This window comes from Haloferax sp. Atlit-6N, assembly GCF_003383195.1.
GTDB lineage: Archaea > Halobacteriota > Halobacteria > Halobacteriales > Haloferacaceae > Haloferax > Haloferax gibbonsii.
Genome location: NZ_QEQJ01000001.1, coordinates 792,783 through 808,528, shown reverse-complemented (window position 1 = coordinate 808,528; position 15,746 = coordinate 792,783). Strand labels below are relative to the sequence as shown.

Below are 15,746 nucleotides of genomic sequence, written 5' to 3'. Positions count from 1 at the left end.
TGGACCATCATCTCTGGGTTTTGAGTTCGGCAGAAAGAGCCGGTGGAGGGAGTTAGCCGCGAAGGCTAAAGCCTCTGACTGCCTCCCGGAGGTATGGTATCGGGAAAGCGTGAGGCAACTATCCGGCTCCGAGACCGTATCCGTGAGTCGGAGGAACTCTCCGACGAGGACCGCGAGAGCCTGCTCAAATTTAGTGACGAACTTGACCTCTTGAGTGAGGAATACTCCCACCACCGTCACGAGAAACTGCTCCGGCACGCGACGATTATGGCCGAGAACGTTGGAGGACTCACTACCGCGCTCACCGATAAGGAAGCCACCGACCGGATCGTCCGCTGGATACACGACACCTACGATAACGAGGAGACGAACCGGGACTACCGCGTCGCGCTCCGAATGTTTGGCCGTCGCGTCCTCGGCGCTGACGAACCGCCGGAGTCGATCCGGTGGGTTTCGGCAAAGACGCCGAAGAACTACCACCCTGTCCCTTCGCGGAGTGAAATGCTCGATTGGGACGAGGACGTCCTTCCGATGATCGAACAGGGATCGAGAAATGCACGCGATAAAGCGCTGTTCGCGGTTGCCTATGAGGGAGGGTTCCGTGGGGGTGAACTGTACGACCTCACGATTGGAGACGTAACCGACCACACCGACGGGACCTATATTCGAGTGAACGGAAAGACGGGTGAGCGGGAGGTCCAACTTATTGGCGATGCCCTTCCCTACCTGACCGCTTGGCTTGAACGCGAACACCCGGCCCCTGACGACCCGCAAGCCCCCTTGTGGTCCAAACTCTCCGAGCCGAAGCGCGCCTCGTACCAAACCTTCCTCAAGTACTTCAAACGAGCCGCGGACCGAGCCGAAGTCGAAAAAGACGTTACGCCGACCGTGTTCCGGAAGTCGAACGCGTACTACCTCGCAAAAATGGGTGCTAATGCCCACCTGATAGACGACAGGCAGGGACGGCGTCGGAATAGCCCCGTCACCGCACGTTATATCGCCCGATTCGGACGGGACGCGGACTCGCAGTACCGGAGCCTCTATGGTGTGGAGGACGACGAGGTCGATCCCGCGGATGACCCCCGCCCTGTTGAGTGCGTCCGGTGTGGCGAACACACTCCCCGCCACAAGAAGCGGTGCGCGAATTGTCGGCTTCCGTTCGACCCGCTCGAAGCGTACGAGGCCGGGACTCAGGCTGAAACGCGAGTCCGCGGTGTCTCCGAGGACGTCCGCTCCGGACTCCGCTCGGACTCTGCCGACGCCGAGGCTACTACAGTACGCGCTGATTGGCTCGATCTGCTTGATGAGGCCGAACGCGACCCGGAGGTCGCTGACAGGCTCCGCTCGGTCTTGCTTGGCGACGACTGAGTCACCCACGGGATTACCTCTCCTTCCGGCTCCAAGCGACGAGCGCGTCCCTCACGGCTCTCTGTAGTGGTTCGGAATGTGACTTGGACGCGGAACCTGTGAGTACCATTTCGGTGGACGTTGTCCGCTCGGTGAACTGTCGTACGTCCTCGGGGTTGGGGTCCCGTCCGTCGTTAAACGCAAGAGCGAGGCGGTAAAGGTAGGCGTCGCTCCCTCCGCACGCGGCGAGCCGCTCGTATACCTCGCGGCGTTCACGGACGCTTCGGGTAATTATCTCTATCGGGTCGGTAGTTCGGTCGGTGGTGTCGGTGGTTTCTGGCACGTTCGTCTCCGAACGCGGGGCGTCCACAACGGCTAAGCCACCGAATCCCGAAGGAATCGGTAGGGCTACCGCGCCACGGTCGGCCCCGCGTTCCTATTTGCGCCGGGGGTTCCCGCCCCCGTCGTTCACGATGTCCACGAGCCGTAGGTGTGGGTATCGCGCTCCGTTCTTGCTCCTACCAACGGCCCCGGAGTATATGTCATTTATCTGTATCGTTCGCCGTTACCTATCCCCGACGCAGGTTTGGAGAATTTGGATAGAAATCGCCCCCCGATACTTTTCAGAGTGGGAACATTCTCCCCTTGTATGTACTTCAATCGGGATTTTGGAAGCCTCAGTAAGCACTTCCACGAGGAACTCCGAACGCTTGAGGACGAGGGAAGTATCTATGCACAATTTTGGTACGAGGAATTTGAGGAATTTCGATACTGCCGTATCCCATTTGAACCGGCAGAGATCGTTGAATACGTTGACGCGTTAACAGCCTACAACGAATTTCTCTCGTATTGCTCCGAAGGAGACGACAAGCACGAGGCGCTTGAAAAGATCTCGAATGACGAGATACGGCAACGTGTTTTAGAATATAATGAGTGGGCTAAAGAGGAGGACCCTGACCTGCTCTTTGTCCCCGCGGCGTTCTACACTACCGAACTTGAGTCTCTACTTACGGGCAATCGGAAGGAGTGATATGAGTTTGTGGATCAGGGCTTCGAGGGGAATGAACGCGAACTACTGCGAGATATAATCGACAAGATTGAGTTGTCGGTCTCTGCACTTCAAGACCGTTCACGGGGGAGGCCGCCTTTTGAGATAACTTGCGAGCAGGACATTCACGACCTGTTGTATTCGGTCCTAAAACCCGTATTTCCTGAGTCGAGGGTGGAGGAATACACGACAAAGCACGCCGATTCAACAAAGAAAATCGATATTGTGGTCCCCGAAGTGGGTACTGGAATTGAGATAAAATATGTTCGGGACAAAAGTCACGCAGGCGAAGTAGGAGACGAATTGAAGATTGATATTGAGAGTTATCACGTTCACGACGACTGTGAAAATATGATTGCGGTGATTTGGGACTCGGAATCGTATATTGATGACCCGCATAATTTCGAGAATGATCTTGAGGGTCCTCGGACGTTCGACGGTCGGCAGTTCCCGGTTGAGATAGACATAATCGGATAGCCACGCGCGCGCTGTTCCGGCGTTTACCGGGAGGTTGATCGAACCCAAATTGCTGTTTTCGGTTTTCAAGAGTCCGTAAATCAACCGACACGTCTTATTGCCGTACCGCCGGTCACTCCGGCCCATTAGAGGTGAGCGTAGCGCACGGATGAGACCGTCTGTGTCGAGAGGTGCTTGTCGCGAACACACTTACCGTGGCGACGCTTAGACGGCGTATGACCGGGAACGACGAGGCGACTCCGAGCGAGAACCCCCCACCGGAGGAACTCCCCGAGGCGTTCAAATCCGAGGCCGCCGCGTTCGAGGAACTACTCGACGTGTTCTACGGGACGGTCGAGGGCGAGGACGAGGCTGAGGAGTAACGCCGCGTATCGTATTCGGACGCGGGACCACGTAGGGCTGGCTCGCGCCGCTCACCCGGGTATCTCTTCTGTTCCCGGTGGTGGCTGTGGCTGAAGATCACTAAATGAACCGCTCCAAATACCGGTCTGCTCTCGGATATATCCGGGAAGCGCCCCGAGCGACGCCGTCCCTACGTACTCGTAACACGGGACGTGCGGGAGCCGCGAGTCGTCACTCCCGTCGGTCGGCCGGAGCCGGTCGCTCACCGTCACGAGCCGGGACTCCGTCGCGTAGTGGCACGCGAGCGTCCACCACGACCGCGCGACGTCGTCCTCGCCGGCGTCGCCCGCGCGAAGCCGCTCCGCGGCCGCCCGGACCTCACCGGTCGACGCCCCGGCGAACGCCGCGAGGTCGCGCACGCCTTTCGAGAGATACGCGAGGGGCGATCGACGCCGTCCCTGCCGCGGTCGCGCCCACACCCACGACCCGCCCGAGGTTGACCCACGCCGCCGGACCTCGTCGGTGAACACCTGTTCCCCGCGGCCCCGCGTCTCGTCCCAATACTCCCGGACCGCCGCCGTCGGGAGGTCGGTCGCTCCGACGCCGAATAGCACGAGGTGGACGTGCGGGACGCCCTTCGAGGAGAACTCCCGGACGGCCACCGACGGCGGTGTCCACCGTGAACCGTCGGCGTCCCGGAGTCGATACGCAAGCCACGAACGGAACCGGCCGAGATCGTCTCCGAGGGACGCCGTCGCCTCTCCCAAGTCCGCGTACCGCTTGGGGTCGGTTGTGAGCGTCACCACGAGACCGCGCTGGTAGCCGCTCGCGGCCGCCACGTCGAAGCCGTCGCGGAGCCGGTCGCGTGCGGTGAGCGCTCGCCCGACGCTGTTGAACCGGGTGCGATACGGAACGATACGGTAGGGGTCACCGTGGCCACGGACACGCCGGAGCAGGTGGACACGGTCGTCGGTCGCCGCCCGATAGTCCGCGAGACACGCGAGCAAGTGACCACGCGCTCCGTCCGACGCGACGAGGCCGCCGTCACCGAATGTGGCCGCCGCTCGCTCGCGCGGTCCCCGAGACGGTGACACCGAGTCCCCCGTTACGTCGGGTGTTTTTGTGCCTTGCTTACTCGTGGTCAAGAGCCGGCACGCTTCGGGGGTTGGCCACGCCCACACGAGGCCGTCGCGGCGATCTGTTCGAAAGAGCGACGGGTGGTTACGGAAGAACCGAAGCGCGAGCCGGTGGTCACCGGAGCCGTCCGCGTCGGCCCCGAGGACGTCTCTCACCGCCGTAGCGACCGTGATACCCTCCCGGTTGTCGACCGCGTACTGTAGGAGGGCGTCTTTGGCGTCGGCCCGGGGGTCCTCACGCCACGAGTAAGGTAGGACCTGCTCGGACCCGGTACTCTGACACGCCGAACTCACCACGCCTCACCTCCGCAAAACCTGCCGGTAGAAGGTGTGAAAACCGTGGGATTTAGCCAAAACGGCCTAAGCCGGTGGAGGGATTTGAACCCTCGGCCTATTCCTTACGAAGGAATCGCTCTGCCAGCTGAGCTACACCGGCGCGGTGGGCTTTCGAACGCATTCTTCCGTACCCCGGTTACGTAATTAAGACTTGCGAATCAACCCGGTGTCTGCCGTTCGGCACCAGCCCGCTCACGTCCGCTTCGTCAGGCGAACGTCGAGACAGACGTTGTACTCGTGGGGGGCGTACGACCGGACGACGTGCTCGGTTACGACTTCGACCTCGTACGCCGGCTCGGCGGCGGCGCGGACGGCGGCCAGTCCCGGTCCGAACGGGTCGTCCTCGTGTTGGATGTCGTAGAGGTGAATCACGCACTCGTCGCTCGCGAGGCGGACCGCCGTGTCGAGGAAATCGCTGGCGCTGTGCGGGAGATTCATGATGAGTCGGTCGGCCCAGCCCTCGTAGTCGGCGGCGACCTCGCGCACGTCGCCGTGAATCGCGGTGAGTCGGTCGGCCACGTCGTTCCGCTCGGCGTTCTCGCGGAGGTACTTGACGGCCGCCTCGTTGAGGTCGCAGGCGACGACCTCCGCGCCCGCGGCGGCGGCGGGAACCGCGAAGGGGCCGACGCCGGCGAACATGTCGAACACGCGCTCGCCCTCGCGAATCGCCTCGACGACGCGGTGGCGCTCGGTCGCCAGCCGCGGCGAGAAGTAGACGGTGTCGATGTCGAGCCGGAACTCGTGGCCGTACTCGCGGTGGACCGTCTCGGTCGAGTCGCCGACGAGCACGTCCCAGTCGCGGACGCGGAGCTCGCCTTTGACCTTCGAGGCCCGGTTGACGACGGTCTCGGCCTTGAGGTCCGAGGCGACGATGGCGTCGGCGATGTCGCGGGCGCGGTCGGGGTCGTCCTCGTCGAGGATGACGATGTCGCCGAGTCGCTCGTACGAGGGTTCGAAGCCGAGCAGGTCGGCGGGCGTGGTCTGCGTCTCGCGGGTGGGTGGCTCGTAGTCGACGACCGTCAGGTCGTCGGGGACGGCGTCGGCGTCGACGACGGGAATGTAGAGGGTCCCCTCGGCGACGGTAATCTCGTGGTCGTGGTCGAGCAGGCCGGCGTCGGCGAGGCGCCGGCGCGCCGCCTCGCCGGACTCGCGGGGCACGCGGACGCAGGGGACGTTCATACCCCCACCACTACACGGCTCCGAGTAAGGGTGACGCTTCGCCCCGGACGTATATACGACCCTGATGTATCAGGGACCAAGTATAGATGACTGGCGAGGAAACGATGATTCGCCCACACTCTCGACGACAGTCGTCGTTCGAGTGGGGTGCCTCTGACACGGTCGGGCCTTGCCCGGGCCCACTTCCGGTACCGAGTCTGGGGCGAGTGATTCGGGCGTACGCCGCCGGAATCGCGTCCGTCGATGGCGACGTTTCTCGCGGAACACATCGTTCGAAAATCGACCGTCTCGACCGGGTGGCGTTGTTTTCGTAGCCACGAGTCGGAGACTCGTCCCCGCTTACACCTCGACGTGCTCGCGGTCGATACCGAGGAACGACTCGGCGGTCTCGACCCAGTCGGCGAGCGTTCGAGTCCCATCGTCTCGCTCGTGCGGATAGACGGCCTCGATTTCGTCGTCGCGGAAGACGACGCCCAGCGTCGGCGGAAGGACGACCGCGTCGTGTTCGGGGCCCATCCGGCCCGACCCGACCGTCGCCCGCTCGTCGAGCGTCGGGAGCGCGACCCCTTCCGTTCGCGCCCACAGCCGACACTCGGCGAGTCGCTCGCGGACGACCGCGTCTCGTTTCGTCGGCGCGGTGTCGGACTCGACATCCACCTCGCGCCCCCACGTCCGGACGCACACGTCGTCGACGAGCCCTTCGTCCGCGAGCCGTTCGAGTCGGACCACCAGCGTCTGGTGTTCCTCGCCGAGGCCGTCCCGAATCGGACGAATCCACAGTTCTACCCTCCGTTGTTGGTCGGTCTGCATGCTCCTCACCACCCGGATTACGATACGCTCGCTCCGGACATAAGGCGGACTCTTCCTTCCCGGTGGCCGGGAATCGAGACGGTGGTGGCGGGGCTTCGGTCGGCCGTGAGGTGACCGGAGGCCGAAGCCCGGGCGACCGGGTTCGGTTTTATTCGCTCGGCGCGCGTCTGTGACGGCATGTTCGACCACATCCTCGTCCCGACCGACGGCAGCGACCACGCGGTCCGCGCCGCCGAGTACGCGGTCGACCTCGCGGCGACCTACGGGGCCGCGCTCCACGTCCTCTACGTCGTCGACGTTCGGACCGGACACGCGGATGCGCCCGTCGACGACGGCGATTCCCGGACGCGCGGGGAGGCGGCTGTCGGCGTCGTCGCCGACTTGGCGGCCGACCGCGACGTGCCCGTCGAGACGGAGATTCGGGTCGGCCTGCCGCACGAGACAATCGTCGACTACGGCGAGGAACGCGGCATCGACCTCGTGGTGATGGGCACCCACGGGACGAGCGGGCTGGAGCGATACCTGCTCGGAAGCGTCGCGGAGCGGGTCGTCAGGCTCTCTGACGTTCCGGTGCTGTGCGTGCCGCCGGCTGACGACGACGAGTGAGGTGCGTCGCTCGGGACTGGCAGACGAGCCGTGAGGCGTGAGTGGCGACCCTCAGCGGACGACCATCACGCTCATCGGCGCACGGCCGGAGACCAACTCGGCGACGCTGCCGAACAGCAGGTCCGTCTCGCCGGCGCGGCCGTGGCCGCCGAGGTAGACGGCGTCGACGCCCTCCCGGCGCGCGAAGTCGACGATGGTCCGCGCGGGGTCGCCGCGGAGGGTCTCGGTCCGGAGTTCCACGCCGCTCCCGTCGGCCAGCGCCGCGAGTTCGTCGAAGATGTCGGCCGCGAGTTCGTCGGCGCGTTCGTACCACTCCTCGGAGCCGTGGAGCGGTTCCGTGCTGATATCCACGTCGAGCGGCGCGCTGTAGCCGGGGTCCGTCGGGTCGATAACGTGCAGGGCGACGACCGTCGAATCGGCGTGCGCGAGGGCCTGTTCGAACGCTCGCTTCGACAGCGGCGAGCCGTCGACGGCGACGAGAATCGTATCCATCACGATTATTCCTACGTCATCTCGACACAAAAACGCTCCCGCGCCGGGTTTTTCTCCGCGGCGTGCGAGGGGCCATCCGTGCTATCCGTCCCCGAACTGTTCGAGTCGCCGCGCGACCGGTGGCGGACGCTCGCGCTCGCCGCCGTCGTCGTCGCCGTCGTCGCGCTCGCCGGCACGACGCTGGTCGACCGCTTCCCGTTTCTCGCCAACCCGACCGCGCTGCGGGCGTGGCTCCTCGGGTTCGGCGCGCTCGCCCCCCTCGCGTTCGTCGGCGTGCAGATCGCGCAGGTCCTCGTCGCGCCCATCCCCGGACAGGCGCTCGGGTTCGCCAGCGGCTACCTGTTCGGCGCGCTCTGGGGGACGGTCTACAGCATGGTCGGCATCGTCCTCGGCACGGCGCTCGCCGTCGGAATCGCGCGGTCTCTCGGTCGCCCGTACGTCGAACGCGTCGTCACCGCCGACGCGCTCTCGGTGTTCGACGACGCGATGGAGACCCACGGGCTGGCCGTCCTCTTTCTCGTGTTTCTGGTTCCCGGCCTCCCCGACGACGCCATCTGCTTCGCCGCCGGCCTCACCGACATCCCGGTCCGCAGGGTCGTCCTCGTCGCGGCGGTGGGTCGGCTCCCCGGCTTCCTGCTCGTGAACCTCGCTGGCGCGGCCGCCGCCGACGGCAACGCCGAACTCACCGCGGTCTTCGTCGGCGCGCTGCTCGGTGCGTCGGTCCTCGGCTACCTCTACCGCGACCGGCTCATGGGCGCGCTCGGGTCGCTCACTGGGCAAACAGCCGGTCGTTGAGCCACACCAGACACAGGTTCGCGGCGAGGAACGGGACGAACGCGCCCGCGACCCAGCCCCACTCGGTGAGCCCGAGCGGGACGACGCCGAAGAGGTCCGCGACCGGCGTGTAGAGGAGTACGAGGTGGAGCCCGAGCGACAGCCCGACCGCGCCGAGGAGCCACGGGTTCGAGAGCGGCGACAGCCGGTAGCGGAGCCGCACCGACTGCGTGCGGACCAACTCGGCGGTGACGAGGAAGGTGAAAAGCACCGTCTGGGCGACGACGAGGTCGCCGGACCGAGAGAGCGCGTAGAAGAACACGCCCAGTCCGGTCGCGGTGAGCGCGACGCCGATGCCGAGAATCGAAGCGACGGTCCGGCGGTCGAGGACGCCCTCGTCGCGCGGGCGCGGCGGCCTGCGCATCACGTCGTCCGACTTGGGGTCCGCGCCGAGCGCGAGCGCGGGGAAGCCGTCGGTGACGAGGTTGAGCCACAGGAGCGCGACGGGCGTGATGACGAGCGCCGACTCGGCCGCGAACACCGCGGGGAACAGCGCCGCGCCGAGGAGCGTCCCGAGGAAGACGACGAACACCTCGCCGGCGTTCGCCGACAGCAGGTAGTTGACGAACTTGCGGATGTTGTCGAAGATGCCGCGGCCCTCCGCGATAGCGTCCCGGATGGTGACGAAGTTGTCGTCGCGGAGTACCACGTCCGACGCGCCCTGTGCGACCTGCGTCCCGCGGTCGCCCATGGCGATGCCCACGTCGGCGTTGCCGAGCGCCGGCGCGTCGTTGACGCCGTCGCCGGTCATCGCGACCGTGTAGCCCGCGTCCTGGAGCGCCCGGAGGATGCGGACCTTGTGCTCGGGCGCGACGCGGGCGAACACGTTCGTCTCCTCGACGACCCGGCCGAGTTCCTCGTCGTCCATGGCGGCCACCTCGGTGCCAGTGACGACCGAGTCGGCGTCGATGCCGACCTCGCGGGCGATGGCGCGGGCCGTCCGCGGGGTGTCACCGGTCGCCATCGTCACCCGAACCCCGGCGTCGAGGCAGTCGGCGACCGCCTCGGCGACGCCCTCGCGCGCCGGGTCGGTCATGCCCTGCAACCCGAGGAAGACGAGTCCCGATTCGAGCGTCTCGTCGTCGTCGTCGGGGTCCGCACCGGGCGCGTAGGCGAACCCGAGCACGCGGAGGGCGTCGTCGGCGAAGGCGGCCACGGTCGCTTCGACGCGCTCGCGGCGCTCGTCGGTGAGTGATTCGATTTCGCCGTCCACGAGGACGCGGGCGCACCGCGCGACGATTTCCTCGGGCGCGCCCTTCACGAGCGCGACGGGGCCGTCGCCGGGCGCGTCGAACGCGTCGACGACGACTGACATGCGCTTTCGCTCGGAGGTGAAGGGGACTTCGCGGAGCCTCTCGTCGGGGTCGCGCGAGCCGTCGAGGCCCGCGTCGGCGGCGGCGTTCACGAGCGCGACCTCGGTGGGGTCGCCCCGGTGGGCTCCGTCGTCGAGTTCCTTGGTGTCGTTACAGCGAGCCCCGCAGGACAGGAGCGCCGCGAGCGCCGGGTCCGAGTTGGGTTCCGGGTCCGCGGTGGTCGCCGATGCCGAGTCGGCCGTGGATACTGAGTCGGTCGCGGTCGACGCGCCGCCGTCTCCGGAGGCCGTCCCGGCCGACGCCGAACCGCCGTCCAGTTCGACCGTCCGGTCGTCGGGAAGCCACGCGCGGGTGACGGTCATGCGGTTTTCGGTCAGCGTGCCGGTCTTGTCGGTGACGATGTAGTCGACCGCGCCGAGGCTCTCGACGACCGCGAGGTTGCGGACGAGCGCGTTGCGCTCCATGAGCGTCCGCGACCCCAGCGCGAGGGTGAGCGTGACGACCGCCGGCAGTCCCTCGGGGACGGCCGCGACGGCGAGCGTGACGGCGACGAGGAGCACGACCACCGGGTCGGTCGCGGTGAGGAACAGCTGGACCGCCGCGATGAGCAGGATGAGCGCGACGATGCCGACGCCGATGCGGCGGCCGAGGCGGTCCACCTCGATTTCGAACGGCGTCTCGCGCTGGCGGGCCTGCCCGAGTTGGTCGGCGATGGCCCCGAGTTCGGTGTCCATCGCGGTGGCGACGACGACGGCCTCGGCGCGGCCCCTGACCACGGTGGTCCCGGCGTGGAGGACGCTCCCCCGGTCGGCAAGCGCCGCGTCGGCCTCGACGGGGTCGGCCGCCTTGTCCACCGGGACGCTCTCGCCGGTCAGCGTCGATTCGTCGGCCCGGCAGTCGGCCGCGGTGATGATGCGGGCGTCGGCGGGGACGGCGTCGCCCGCTTCGAGGACGACCACGTCGCCCGGGACGACCTCGGTCGCGGGGACCGCCCGAATCGAGCCGCCGCGTCGAACCGTCGCGTCCGGCGTCGCCATCTCCCGGAGCGCCGCGAGCGCCTGTTCGGCGCGGTAGTCCTGTACGAAGCCGAACAGGCCGTTTCCGAGCAGGATGAGTAGGATGAGCGCCGCGTCGGTGTAGCCCGGGTCGCGGCCGGGTAGGAGGCCGACGGCGAGCGAGAGCCCGGCGGCAAAGAAAAGCAGGAGGATGAGCGGCCCGGTGAACTGCGAGACGAGGAGCGAAAGCGGCGAGACGCCCTCCTCGTCGGCGAGTTCGTTCGGACCGTGTTCGTCGAGTCGGCGGGCGGATTCGTCGGTGTCGAGGCCCTCGCGGCTCGATTCGAGTCGCTCCAGCGCCGCCTCGCGTTCGAGCGCGTGCCACGGGACGTCCTCGCGTCCGCTCGCGTCCTCCGACTCCCGATGCGCGGTTGCCTGCTCGTGCACGGTTCGACCGAACGACACGAGCGGACGTATGTCCACCGGCGATTTTCACGCCGCCGAAGCCGGCGGTACGATGAATATCGTTCGGGCCACACGTTCGACCATGTGTGTGGTGTGTCAGCGTGTCTAATCGGGTGGCGGAACCGAACGAGAGCGTCTGTCCGTACTGCGGCGTCGGCTGCGGCATCCGCTACGACGCCGACCGGGGGAGCGCCGTCGGGTGGAACGGCCCGGTCAACACGCGGGGCGAACTCTGTCCGAAGGGAGCCGCGGCGTGGGACGTGGTCGAACACGACGAGCGCCTGAACACCCCGCTGGTGCGAGTGAACGGCCGGCTCGTCGAGGCGACGTGGGACGAGGCGTTCGACCGCATCGAACGCGAGTTCTCGCGCGCCGTCGCCGACCACGGCCCCGACTCGGTGTTCTTCTTCTCGTCGTCGAACTGCACGAACGAGGAGAACTACCTGCTCCAGAAGGCGGCGCGGGCGCTCGGGACGAACAACATCGACAACTGCGCGCGGCTCTGTCACGCCTCGACGGTGGCGGCGATGGGCGACCGATTCGGCGCGGGGGCGATGACCAACTCGCTTTCGGACCTCGGGGAGGCCGACGTGTTCCTCGTGACCGGCGCGAACCCCGCCGAACAGCACCCGGTCATCTTCCGGTCGTACCTGCTTCCGGCGCTCAAGTCGGGGACGACGATGATTCACGTCGACCCCCGCGAGAACCAGACGACGAAGGCGGCGGACATCCACCTCCCGGTCAGGCCGGGATTCGATATCCTGCTTCTCAACGCGATGGCCGCCGTCGTCGTCGAGGAGGGACTGGTCGACGAGGCGTTCGTCGCCGAGCGGACCACGGGGTTCGAGGCGCTCCGCGAGCACCTCTCGGGACTCGATATCGACGCGGAAGCCGAGCGCGCCGGCGTCGACCCCGCCGACCTCAGAGCCGCCGCGAGAGCCTACGGCGAAGCGGGCCGCGCGGCCATCTTCACCGGGATGGGAATGAGCCAACACCACTACGGCACCGACAACGTGCAGGCGCTCATCAACCTCCCGCTCCTGACCGGCAACGTCGGGAAGGCGGGCACCGGCGTCAACCCGCTCCGCGGGCAGAACAACGTGCAGGGCGCGGGCGACGTGGGCGCGCTTCCGAACGTCCTGCCGGGGTATCGACCCGTCACCGACGACGACGCCCGCGCCGCCGTCGCCGACGTGTGGGGGTTCGAACCGCCCGCCCTGCCGGGACTCACGGAGGTCGAAGCGACCCACCGCTTCGGCGACGAGGTGCGAGCGGCCTACGTCTTCGGCGAGAACCCCGCCGTGACCGAGCCGAACGCGAACCGCGTCCGCGAGGCGTTCGAGGCGCTCGACTTCTGCGTCGTCCACGACGTGTTCCCGACCGAGACGACCGAGTTCGCCGACGTGGTGCTCCCCGGGAGCGTCTGGGCCGAGAAGTCGGGGACGGTGACGAACACCGACCGGCAGGTCATCCGGATGAACCGAAACGTCGAGCCCCCAGGGGACGCCCGCGCCGACCTCGATATCCTCCGGGAGTTCGCCGCCCGCGTGGCCGGCCTCGACGCGCCCGCGACCCCCGAGGGCGTCTTCGACGAACTCCGGCGGGTGACGCCCATCTACGCCGGCATGTCCTACGAGGGCATCGGCACGGGAAGCCAGCGCTGGCCGTTCCCGGTTGGCGCGACCGAGGGGACGGCGATTCTCCACGCCGACGCGTTCGAATCCGGGTCGAAGACCGCCCCGTTCCGGGTGGTCGAACACGTCGACCCGGCGGACCCCGCCGCCGACGGCGAACTCGTACTCATCACGGGGCGGGTCCTCCAACACTTCAACAGCGGCGCGCTCACCCGACGGTCGGGCGTGCTGATGCGGATGCGCGGCGAGGACTCCCTACAGATTCACCCCGACGACGCCGCCGCTCGCGGCATCGAAGACGGCGCGACCGTGCGCGTGGAAAACGACCGCGGCGGTGTCACGGTCGCGGCCGAGGTGACGCCCGCGGTCCGCCGCGGGACCGTCTTCGCCACGTTCCACTACGCCGACCCGCTCGTGAACCGGCTGACGGGCGACGCGCTCGACCCGGTGGCGAAGATTCCCGAGTACAAACACAGCGCCGTCCGCGTGGCGGTCGAGACGGAGGTGGCCGCCGATGACTGACGAACCGTTCGCGTCGTCTACATCGCCCCCGACGCTCGCCGACGCGCTCGGCATCGGCCCCGACGACCTCGTCTGCGCCGTCGGCGCGGGTGGCAAGAAGTCGCTTCTCTACCGGCTCGCCCGCGACCTCGACGGCGTGGTCACGAGCACCGTCCGCATCCCCATCTTCGACGACGAGGTCGCCGAAGTCATCGTCACGGACGACCCCGAGACTGCGGTCGCGGAGACGCCGACCCGCCCGCTCGGCGTCGTTCCGGAGCGCGAGCGCTCCGACCGCTACCGCGGCTACGACCCGGCGACGGTCGACCGAGTCGCGCGCGCCACCGACGACGTGGTGCTCGTCAAGGCCGACGGAGCGCGGTCGCGCTGGCTGAAAGCCCCCGGCGAGGACGAACCGCAACTCCCCGACACGGCCGACCTCGTCTGCCCGGTCGCCAGCGTCCGGGTCGTCGGCGAGCCGCTTTCCGACGAGCGCGTCCACCGACCGAAACTCGTCTCCGACGTGTCGGGCACGGCCGTCGGCGACCCGATATCCGAGTGGGACGTGGCCGCCGTGCTGTCGAACGACTGCGGCGGGATGAAAGACGTGCCCGAGACGGCGCGGGTCGTCCCGGTGCTCAACATGGTCGACGACGAGCGACTGGCCGAGACGGCCGAGGAAATCGCCAGGTGGCTCTGTGAACACCCGCGCGTCGACCGAGTGGTGGCGACGTCGCTCGCCGCCGACGAGCCGGTCGTCGGGTTCTACTGACCCGGCTCCCGGTCCCGGAGGGCTCTTTCTACCGCACCGCGATGGCTCCTGCCAGCGGGGGGCGGGGCTCGGCCGCGAGGCGGCTTATCTGGCGGTTTCGCGGCCCGTCAGCTCGTCGAGTTCGAGTTCGACGAGGTGGAACTCGAGGTCGTCGACCTCCTCGTCGAACACCCGGACGCCGCCGAACAGTTCGTTGATAGTCGTCGCGTCGGGGCGCTCGTCGTCCGGGAGGACGCGAATCGGCCCGCGGGCCATGATACTCCACGAGTCTTTGCCCGCGTCCTCGTAGCAGACGAACGTCGCCTCTTCGGTCTCCTCGATGAACGCGAACTTCTCGCTTCGCCCGTCGTCGGTCAGGCGGAACAGGAGTCGACCGCCGTCGGCGTCGTAGGAGACGTGCGCGGGAATCGCGTAGGAGCGCCCGCCGTCGGCCAGTGACAGCACGCCCGACGAGGCGTTCGAAAGCCGTTCGGTGACGGTCTCGGGGTCGGTCCCGACGGTGTAGACGTACCTGATATCTCGCATACGTGACGTTCGCGGCCGCGACACATGAAACGGTGGTGCGCGAGGCGAGTTCGCTGGACGACGGGTCGGGGACTCAGGGGAGATAGAAGTGCGACTTCGGGAACCGTCTGTGGATTTCCGGGGACGCGTGGCGGACGATGTGCACGTCGTGGGAGTCGTCGCTCGCGACGTTCCCGCCGACGCTGACGAGCGGGACGATGACGCGGCCAGCGTTCTCGCTGCCGACGAAGATGACGCTCGCGTCAGTCTCGGACGCGACCGCTTTGAGTTCCGCGACGATGTTCCCCGGGGCTGGGTTTCGACCGACCGACACGGCCCGAAACGACGCCGACGGTGCGATGTCGACCGCGGTTTTGTGGAGTTCCCCGACGACCGTCTGGCGGTCGAAGACCTCCCGCGACGGGACCCATCCCGCCTCGACGGCGTACTTCGAATCGTCCGGGACGACGGCGACGGCGAGCACGTCGTGGCCGGTTGCCGATGCGAACCGCGCGGCCCTGTCGAGCGCCGCGTTCGCCAGCGCGGAGCCGTCGTAGGCAACGAGATACATGTCTGCCGGTCGTGCGGCGGCCGTGATAAATCAGTCGTCGGCTATCGATTCGACCCGCTCGCCGGACACCGAGAGTCGGTCGAGCGCGTCCTGTGCGGCGTCGCTCACGGCGTCCGCGTCTCGGTAGGAGTCGCCGAGGCCGACCTCCCGGCGGTGCCACTCCCCGTCGGCGAACGCGAAGATGTCGACCCACCAGTAGAGCGTCAGCCCGCGCGCGAACTCGGTGATGGTGACGCGTCGGTCCGAGTCGGGCGACTCGTAGACGGTCTTAGCGCTCGCCTCGTCGGTGTCCACGTCGGTCTCGACGGTCCACCCCTCCGGAACGGCGAGCGAGAAGGGGTCGTCTGTCATTATCGTTCCCGACGGGGCGGAGCGACTTGATTG

Annotated in this window: 17 protein-coding genes and 1 tRNA gene; 8 read left to right on the top strand and 10 right to left on the bottom strand. The window is 67.3% G+C overall.

Annotation, left to right across the window (positions count from 1 at the left end; all coding sequences use genetic code 11):
- The first annotated feature begins 93 nt into the window (after window positions 1-93).
- Window positions 94-1,368, top strand: a complete 1,275-nt coding sequence (locus tag DEQ92_RS04170; RefSeq protein ID WP_115820457.1) for a tyrosine-type recombinase/integrase — start codon at window positions 94-96, stop codon at window positions 1,366-1,368.
- A gap of 13 nt (window positions 1,369-1,381) precedes the next feature.
- Here DEQ92_RS04170 and DEQ92_RS04165 read toward each other — a convergent pair whose 3' ends face one another.
- Window positions 1,382-1,690, bottom strand: coding sequence for a hypothetical protein (locus DEQ92_RS04165; protein ID WP_147299471.1), 309 nt, complete (start codon window positions 1,688-1,690; stop codon window positions 1,382-1,384).
- Window positions 1,691-1,996: 306 nt separating this feature from the next.
- On the opposite strand from DEQ92_RS04165, the gene DEQ92_RS04160 reads away from it, so the two are divergent.
- The 3 genes from DEQ92_RS04160 to DEQ92_RS23390 all read left to right on the top strand — a co-directional run bounded on the left by DEQ92_RS04160 (window position 1,997) and on the right by DEQ92_RS23390 (window position 3,234).
- The gene (locus tag DEQ92_RS04160) at window positions 1,997-2,377 is read left to right on the top strand and encodes a hypothetical protein (protein WP_115820455.1); all 381 of its coding nucleotides are present in this window, start codon (window positions 1,997-1,999) and stop codon (window positions 2,375-2,377) included.
- Between the two features lie 9 nt (window positions 2,378-2,386).
- Window positions 2,387-2,872, top strand: coding sequence for a hypothetical protein (locus tag DEQ92_RS04155; RefSeq protein WP_115820454.1), 486 nt, complete (start codon window positions 2,387-2,389; stop codon window positions 2,870-2,872).
- 215 nt (window positions 2,873-3,087) lie between these two features.
- Window positions 3,088-3,234 carry a hypothetical protein gene (locus DEQ92_RS23390; protein WP_158547618.1) on the top strand — a complete coding sequence of 49 codons (147 nt, stop codon included), beginning with the start codon at window positions 3,088-3,090 and terminating at the stop codon, window positions 3,232-3,234.
- 51 nt (window positions 3,235-3,285) lie between these two features.
- Here the strand turns inward: DEQ92_RS23390 and DEQ92_RS04150 are convergent, their stop codons facing one another.
- From DEQ92_RS04150 to DEQ92_RS04135, 4 genes are all read right to left on the bottom strand, one after another.
- Entirely contained in the window at window positions 3,286-4,644 is a 1,359-nt protein-coding gene (locus DEQ92_RS04150; protein ID WP_147299470.1) for a hypothetical protein, read from the bottom strand.
- Window positions 4,645-4,713: 69 nt separating this feature from the next.
- Window positions 4,714-4,786 (bottom strand) — tRNA-Thr (locus DEQ92_RS04145).
- Between the two features lie 92 nt (window positions 4,787-4,878).
- Window positions 4,879-5,865, bottom strand: coding sequence for a class I SAM-dependent methyltransferase family protein (locus DEQ92_RS04140; protein ID WP_115820452.1), 987 nt, complete (start codon window positions 5,863-5,865; stop codon window positions 4,879-4,881).
- Between the two features lie 339 nt (window positions 5,866-6,204).
- On the bottom strand, window positions 6,205-6,675 hold the full coding sequence (locus DEQ92_RS04135) for an HTH domain-containing protein (RefSeq protein WP_004972383.1): 471 nt from the start codon (window positions 6,673-6,675) through the stop codon (window positions 6,205-6,207).
- Window positions 6,676-6,852: 177 nt separating this feature from the next.
- Between DEQ92_RS04135 and DEQ92_RS04130 the strand changes: the two genes are divergently transcribed.
- The gene (locus DEQ92_RS04130) at window positions 6,853-7,281 is read left to right on the top strand and encodes a universal stress protein (protein WP_004972379.1); all 429 of its coding nucleotides are present in this window, start codon (window positions 6,853-6,855) and stop codon (window positions 7,279-7,281) included.
- A 51-nt stretch (window positions 7,282-7,332) separates the two neighbouring features.
- Here DEQ92_RS04130 and DEQ92_RS04125 read toward each other — a convergent pair whose 3' ends face one another.
- Complete coding sequence (locus DEQ92_RS04125) at window positions 7,333-7,773, bottom strand: universal stress protein (RefSeq protein WP_004972377.1); 441 nt, start codon at window positions 7,771-7,773, stop codon at window positions 7,333-7,335.
- Between the two features lie 78 nt (window positions 7,774-7,851).
- On the opposite strand from DEQ92_RS04125, the gene DEQ92_RS04120 reads away from it, so the two are divergent.
- Window positions 7,852-8,568 (top strand): TVP38/TMEM64 family protein, encoded by a 717-nt coding sequence (locus DEQ92_RS04120; RefSeq protein ID WP_004972373.1) that lies wholly within the window; start codon window positions 7,852-7,854, stop codon window positions 8,566-8,568.
- Here DEQ92_RS04120 and DEQ92_RS04115 read toward each other — a convergent pair.
- Window positions 8,543-11,398, bottom strand: a complete 2,856-nt coding sequence (locus DEQ92_RS04115; RefSeq protein WP_115820451.1) for a cation-transporting P-type ATPase — start codon at window positions 11,396-11,398, stop codon at window positions 8,543-8,545. The two genes, DEQ92_RS04120 and DEQ92_RS04115, sit on opposite strands and share 26 nt — an antisense overlap.
- 95 nt (window positions 11,399-11,493) lie before the next feature.
- Here DEQ92_RS04115 and fdhF point away from each other — a divergent pair, with 95 nt between their 5' ends.
- Both fdhF and yqeC read left to right on the top strand, forming a co-directional pair.
- On the top strand, window positions 11,494-13,536 hold the full coding sequence (gene fdhF, locus DEQ92_RS04110; RefSeq protein WP_115820450.1) for a formate dehydrogenase subunit alpha: 2,043 nt from the start codon (window positions 11,494-11,496) through the stop codon (window positions 13,534-13,536).
- On the top strand, window positions 13,529-14,287 hold the full coding sequence (yqeC, locus tag DEQ92_RS04105) for a selenium cofactor biosynthesis protein YqeC (RefSeq protein ID WP_115820449.1): 759 nt from the start codon (window positions 13,529-13,531) through the stop codon (window positions 14,285-14,287). The genes fdhF and yqeC overlap by 8 nt, the downstream gene beginning before the upstream one ends.
- A gap of 84 nt (window positions 14,288-14,371) precedes the next feature.
- Here yqeC and DEQ92_RS04100 read toward each other — a convergent pair whose 3' ends face one another.
- From DEQ92_RS04100 to DEQ92_RS04090, 3 genes are all read right to left on the bottom strand, one after another.
- Window positions 14,372-14,812, bottom strand: a complete 441-nt coding sequence (locus DEQ92_RS04100; protein ID WP_004972367.1) for a pyridoxamine 5'-phosphate oxidase family protein — start codon at window positions 14,810-14,812, stop codon at window positions 14,372-14,374.
- A 73-nt stretch (window positions 14,813-14,885) separates the two neighbouring features.
- The gene (locus DEQ92_RS04095) at window positions 14,886-15,362 is read right to left on the bottom strand and encodes a universal stress protein (protein WP_115820448.1); all 477 of its coding nucleotides are present in this window, start codon (window positions 15,360-15,362) and stop codon (window positions 14,886-14,888) included.
- A gap of 30 nt (window positions 15,363-15,392) precedes the next feature.
- Complete coding sequence (locus tag DEQ92_RS04090; RefSeq protein ID WP_004972360.1) at window positions 15,393-15,713, bottom strand: hypothetical protein; 321 nt, start codon at window positions 15,711-15,713, stop codon at window positions 15,393-15,395.
- Window positions 15,714-15,746: the final 33 nt, after the last annotated feature.

Excerpts from the sequence above, each read along its gene's own strand:
- DEQ92_RS04170 (WP_115820457.1), top strand. The coding sequence starts at position 94 with ATGGTATCGGGAAAGCGTGAGGCAACTATCCGGCTCCGAGACCGTATC.
- DEQ92_RS04160 (WP_115820455.1), top strand. The coding sequence starts at position 1,997 with ATGTACTTCAATCGGGATTTTGGAAGCCTCAGTAAGCACTTCCACGAG.
- DEQ92_RS23390 (WP_158547618.1), top strand. The coding sequence starts at position 3,088 with ATGACCGGGAACGACGAGGCGACTCCGAGCGAGAACCCCCCACCGGAG.
- DEQ92_RS04140 (WP_115820452.1), bottom strand. The coding sequence starts at position 5,865 with ATGAACGTCCCCTGCGTCCGCGTGCCCCGCGAGTCCGGCGAGGCGGCG.
- DEQ92_RS04135 (WP_004972383.1), bottom strand. The coding sequence starts at position 6,675 with ATGCAGACCGACCAACAACGGAGGGTAGAACTGTGGATTCGTCCGATT.
- DEQ92_RS04130 (WP_004972379.1), top strand. The coding sequence starts at position 6,853 with ATGTTCGACCACATCCTCGTCCCGACCGACGGCAGCGACCACGCGGTC.
- DEQ92_RS04125 (WP_004972377.1), bottom strand. The coding sequence starts at position 7,773 with ATGGATACGATTCTCGTCGCCGTCGACGGCTCGCCGCTGTCGAAGCGA.
- yqeC (WP_115820449.1), top strand. The coding sequence starts at position 13,529 with ATGACTGACGAACCGTTCGCGTCGTCTACATCGCCCCCGACGCTCGCC.
- DEQ92_RS04100 (WP_004972367.1), bottom strand. The coding sequence starts at position 14,812 with ATGCGAGATATCAGGTACGTCTACACCGTCGGGACCGACCCCGAGACC.
- DEQ92_RS04095 (WP_115820448.1), bottom strand. The coding sequence starts at position 15,362 with ATGTATCTCGTTGCCTACGACGGCTCCGCGCTGGCGAACGCGGCGCTC.
- DEQ92_RS04090 (WP_004972360.1), bottom strand. The coding sequence starts at position 15,713 with ATGACAGACGACCCCTTCTCGCTCGCCGTTCCGGAGGGGTGGACCGTC.